7 protein-coding genes are annotated in these 4,716 nt (G+C 71.2%); 3 read left to right on the forward strand and 4 right to left on the reverse strand.

Annotated features, from left to right (window positions below):
• On the forward strand, window positions 1–669 hold a 669-nt coding region (locus tag ACYVE9_RS16090), incomplete at its 5' end, for a carbohydrate-binding protein (protein ID WP_461028543.1).
• A 298-nt stretch (window positions 670–967) separates the two neighbouring features.
• Here ACYVE9_RS16090 and ACYVE9_RS16095 read toward each other — a convergent pair.
• Window positions 968–1,693: a dienelactone hydrolase family protein gene (locus ACYVE9_RS16095; protein ID WP_461028544.1), complete on the reverse strand. Its 726-nt coding sequence runs from the start codon at window positions 1,691–1,693 to the stop codon at window positions 968–970.
• A gap of 14 nt (window positions 1,694–1,707) precedes the next feature.
• Here ACYVE9_RS16095 and ACYVE9_RS16100 point away from each other — a divergent pair, with 14 nt between their 5' ends.
• Window positions 1,708–2,184, forward strand: a complete 477-nt coding sequence (locus ACYVE9_RS16100; RefSeq protein WP_461028545.1) for a hypothetical protein — start codon at window positions 1,708–1,710, stop codon at window positions 2,182–2,184.
• A gap of 30 nt (window positions 2,185–2,214) precedes the next feature.
• Here ACYVE9_RS16100 and ACYVE9_RS16105 read toward each other — a convergent pair whose 3' ends face one another.
• Together ACYVE9_RS16105 and ACYVE9_RS16110 are read right to left on the reverse strand one after the other, a co-directional pair.
• Window positions 2,215–2,808 carry a DUF4291 domain-containing protein gene (locus ACYVE9_RS16105; protein WP_461028546.1) on the reverse strand — a complete coding sequence of 198 codons (594 nt, stop codon included), beginning with the start codon at window positions 2,806–2,808 and terminating at the stop codon, window positions 2,215–2,217.
• A gap of 175 nt (window positions 2,809–2,983) precedes the next feature.
• A complete protein-coding gene (locus ACYVE9_RS16110; RefSeq protein WP_461028547.1) occupies window positions 2,984–3,367 on the reverse strand; it encodes a VOC family protein in 384 nt (127 codons plus the stop codon).
• Window positions 3,368–3,505: 138 nt separating this feature from the next.
• On the opposite strand from ACYVE9_RS16110, the gene ACYVE9_RS16115 reads away from it, so the two are divergent.
• Window positions 3,506–4,075, forward strand: coding sequence for a VanZ family protein (locus ACYVE9_RS16115; RefSeq protein WP_461028548.1), 570 nt, complete (start codon window positions 3,506–3,508; stop codon window positions 4,073–4,075).
• On the opposite strand, the gene ACYVE9_RS16120 is transcribed toward ACYVE9_RS16115, so the two are convergent.
• Window positions 4,056–4,716: class II fructose-bisphosphate aldolase (locus ACYVE9_RS16120; protein WP_461028549.1), on the reverse strand; the 661-nt coding region annotated here is incomplete at its 5' end. The two genes, ACYVE9_RS16115 and ACYVE9_RS16120, sit on opposite strands and share 20 nt — an antisense overlap.

Genomic DNA, 4,716 nt, shown 5'->3' on the forward strand with positions numbered 1-4,716 from the left:
AGCGGTGGCCGCGGCGGCGGCAGCCGGGGCAGCGGCCCGCGGAAGCGCAACGGTCTGCTGATCGGCGCCCTCGCGGTGGTGGCCGCGGTCGTGATCGGCGTGGGCGCCGCGGTGGCGTTCAGCGGCGACGAGAAGGCCAACGCCTCCCAGGAACCCACGGCGCCGGCGAGTTCGGCCGGGCAGGACGAGCAGGAGAACGAGGGCCCGCAGGAGAACGACGGCGGCGGTGAACCGGAGGAGAAGTCGGAGCTGCCCAGCGAGGACGCCTCCAGTCTCCGGTTGGACAACGGCCCCGAGGTCGCCAAGGACATTCCCGGTTCCAAGGCGAAGGACGGCTCGTACGTCGCCGGCTTCCAGCCGGGCGCCGGGTCGGTGACCTGGACGGCCGAGGTCCCCGAGGCTGGCAAGTACAAGCTGTACGTCAGCTACAGCGTGCCCGGCAAGGACGCCAAGATGGGCCTGTGGGTCAACGACGGCCAGAAGCCGCAGAACCTCAACTTCAAGAACTTCGCCAAGGCCAAGCAGGGCGACTGGGAGAAGGGGTGGACCTACACCTACGGGGAGGTCACCGCTCACGAGGGCACCAACGTCTTCCGCGTCAGCTGCGGCCAGGACGACTCCTGCGACGTGGCCGTCGACCGGGTCTGGCTCGCCGAGATGGACGGCTGACCCCCACCCGTCCCGAAGCATGCCGGGGCGCCGCACGCCCGTGCCTGCGCCCTTTGCACCGGACAACGTGACGCAGCCCCTCCGAGCCCCGCATGGGGGATCGGAGGGGCTTCTTGCCTTGCGGGGTGCCCTCGCGCACGGGACTGGCAGCACCGTGGTCCGCCACGTCCCGGTCTTGGGCGGAGAACGCGTCGTCAGTGTCCTGCGCCGCTGGAGTGGTGGGACCGCATACGCCGGAAACCTGCCGTGCTGACCGGTAAGCGCTGGTCAGTGGGTGCTTGAGTTCGGACTGACCAGATCACTCCGTCACGGGCAGGCACTCGGCGAGCAGGTCGACGACGTCATGCCAGGCTCGCTGCGCATGCCGCGGGTGGTGTCCGACGCCGGGGAGCACGGTGTGGTCGACCGGCGGGTGGTGGAAGGCGTGCAAGGCGCCGCCGTAGACCACGAGGCGCCAGTCGACGCCCGCGGCCTGCATCTCGGCCGTGAACGCGTCCCGTTGGGCGGGCGGCATGATCGGGTCTTCCGACCCGACCCCGGCCCACACGGGGCAGCGGATGCGCGCCGCCTCGGCCGGTCGGCCGGTGGTCAGTCCGTTGACGGTCCCGATCGCGCGCAGGTCGACGCCGTCGCGCCCGAGTTCCAGCGCCGGCGCGCCGCCGGTGCCGTCGCCGACGGCGGCGATCCGGTCGGTGTCGTCCGTCGGTTCGGCGCGCAGCACGTCGAGCGCCGCGTGGCCGATGCCCCGCATCCGGTCGGGGTCGGCGAGCAACGGCATGCAACGGGCCAGCATCTCCTCGGGGTCGTCCAGATAGCGGCCCCCGTGGATGTCGAAGGCAAGCGCCACGTAACCCAGGCCGGCGAGGGTGTCGGCCCGGCGGCACTCGACGTCGCTGAGCCCCGTGCCCTCTGGCCCGAGCAGCACCGCGGGCCGGCGGTCGGTACCGGCCGGAAGCGCGAGGTGCCCGAGCATCGTCAGACCGTCGGCCAGGTACTCGACGGTGCGCGTGGTTATCGTCGTCATGAGACCGGACGGTAGTGATCGACGGACGCGGTCGGGACGGGGTTCACCGCTGGCAGAACCGCGCGGGTGTCACTCCGGCGGCGCCGGAAACCGCTGAGGATACGGATGTTGCTCAGCTGCCGTGTCCGTGGGATGTCAGCCGCAGGAGCCGATCGTCCCTGGTGCTGGCTGCCTCGGTAGGTCAACTCGGAGATCTGCGCGTCGCGTTCGGCAACCCGTTCCTTGAGTGCACCCACGTGAGCTTTGAGTCGATCGATCTGCGTGGCTCGTGGGTCGACGAGCGGCGACCACATGACCTACTGCCACGTCCTACGGCGGGCTACTGGTGCGAGGTGCGCGCGGAAGGGGAGGTGCACGGAACGGGCGAGACGGTCCCGTACGTCCTCGGCACCCTGAAGATGATCTCTCTGAAACTCGCGCTGCGGTGGCTGCGGATCGAGGCCGAGCGCCTCGCGGACCGGCTCGACCCCGATCCGGAGCGCTCGACCTGAGTAAGAACTCATCCGAATTGGCGGTCCCGCTCACCGGTGCAAGTGGTGCAAGCCTCCCTCGGGTGCTGGGTAGGAATGCTCTGCGGGTAGGAGGCGTCGTGCCGCTGCCGGGTTCCCGTCCTGTACGTGGTGGTGGATCGTGTGCGCGAGTGTGGTGACGTCAGTGATGGAGACCGTCCACTCGTCCGCGTAGCGGTGTGCGGCTTCTCCTGTGAGACCGAGTTGCAGCGAGCGGTGAGGGAGCGGCTGCAGGTGCAGGTCACGTTCCGAGTCCCACTGGACCCGGGCCGGAGACCGCCGCAACTGGCGTTTCCAGGTTGTGCGGTCGTGATGCAGCCCGTGCTCGTAGTGGGACAGGCAGGCGTGTTTCAGTGCCCACTCGAAGCCGTCTCGGGTGATCTCGATGGCGAGGACAGTTTCCTGGCCGTCCTTGGAGCCCCATCCGCAGCGGTACATCATCCAGAGGAAGGAGGGCTTGATCCATGTCATCCGGTCCCGCTGCCAGGTCGTCGGGAAGCGACCGTCCCGGGCCGCAGAAAGGCCGATCTCCGGCCTGTACGCCTGGTAGACGGTGACCGTGGAAGCGGTGTACAGGGCGCGGATCTGGTGCTTGGGTTCTGCCACGGTGACCAGCGTGGGTGCACCGTTCGATGCGCGCCATCGAATCAGCGCACTTGGCTGCCCCCTTCACCGAGGTGCCGCTTCCCCCATGCGGTGAGAGGGCCGCCCCGGCCCCGCGGGGCCGGCCGAACCCCGGCCGCGCGCGCCGGGGCACGGGTAGTCAGCCGGGGCGCGGTAGTCAGAGGGGCTGGAGCCGGGTGCGCAGCAGGCAGAACTCGTTGCCCTCCGGGTCGGCCAGCACGTGCCAGCTCTCGGCGCCGGTCTGGCCGACGTCGACGGGCCTGGCGCCGAGCGCGAGCAGCCGCTCCAGCTCGGCGTCCTGGTCGCGGTCGGTGGCGTTGACGTCGATGTGCAACCGGAGCTTGCCGGGCCGGGGGTCAGCCGTGGGGCTGAGGACGAGAGTGGGTTGCGGGCCGCCGAACCCGGTGTCGGGCGGACCGATCTCGATGCTTCCGTCATCCTCCCGGCCGAGTTCCACGTAGCCGAGGACCTCGCTCCAGAACGCGGCGAGCCTTTCGGGGTCGGTGACGTCGATGACCAGCTCACTGATGCGGCATGCCATGCGCGTCAGTTTACGTAGACTCCGCGGCAGCCGACCGGCGGCCGCATCGCGGCGGGTGACACCCCGGCGCGAGCGGGGGCGGCCGGACGGCCGGAAGGAGACAGCCACGGGGAGCCACCGAAAGCACCGAGGAACACCATGTGGCAGGTAGTACTGCACGTCACACCGCTGACCACCGCCCTCGCCCTGGGGGTCGCGCTGCTGATCGCGGCTGCCGCGCAGTGGGCGGGCCGGAAGCAGCCTCGCCTGATCGGGAACTGTGCCGTTGCCGCTACTGCCGCGTGGGTGGCGCTGGTTCTCGCGGTGACCCTCTCCGACGGCGGTGGCACGGGAAGTCGGCACATCGGATGGGGGGACGGGGTGGACACCCTGCTGGGCGGCTCGGGCGGTCAGGCCTCCGACAGTGAGAGGTCCATGGTCGTGCGGCAGTGGACGGCCAACGCCCTGATGTTCGTCCCGCTGCCGCCTCTGCTGTCACTGGCGACGCGCCGTCGTCTCCCCGGGCTCGGGCTGCTCGCCCTGGGCGCCGCGCTGAGCGCCACCATCGAGTTCCTGCAATGGCTGGGGCTGACGGGACGCGTGGTGGACCTGGAGGACGTCTTCTTCAACACGCTCGGCTGCGGTGTCGGCGTGGGCGTCAACGCCCTCGCCCTGTCCGTGGCGTGGGCGGTGGAACGCCGACCGGACGTCAGCGGGGGCCGGCGGTGAGGCGGAGGAAGTGCTCGACCGTGTCGGCCATCGCCTGCCGCCCGTGTGCCAGGTAGGTGCGCGGATCGACCGCCTCGGGGTGCTCCGCGAGGTGGGCGCGGACGGCCGCGGTGCAGGCGGCGTTGAGCGCCGTGCCGATGTTCACCTTGGAGATGCCCGCGGCCACCGCCGCGCGGATGCCGTCGTCCGGGACGCCGGAGGAGCCGTGCAGCACCAGCGGCACCGGCACCGCGCCGTGCAGGCGCCGGATCAGCCCGGTGTCGAGGACCGCGGTGCGTTCCCGCATCGCGTGCGTGCTGCCGACGGCCGCGGCGAGCGCGTCCACGTCGGTGGCCTCGACGAACCGTGCGGCCTCGTCCGGTTCGGTACGGGCGCCGGGCGTGTGCGCGGCCAGTGGAGCACCGCCGTCCTTGCCGCCGACGCGGCCCAGCTCGGACTCCACCCAGATGCCGCGCCGCCGCCCCCACCGCACGGCCTCCGCGGTGGCCTTCACGTTGTCGTCGTAGGGCAGTGACGAGCCGTCGAACATCACCGAGCTGAAGCCCTCGGGGTGCGCGGCGTGCAGCAGGTCGAGGCCGGTGACGTGGTCCAGGTGGAGGGCCAGCGGAACCCGGGCGGCGCGCGCGACGGCGGTGGCGGCG

Source organism: Streptomyces sparsus, assembly GCF_054776295.1.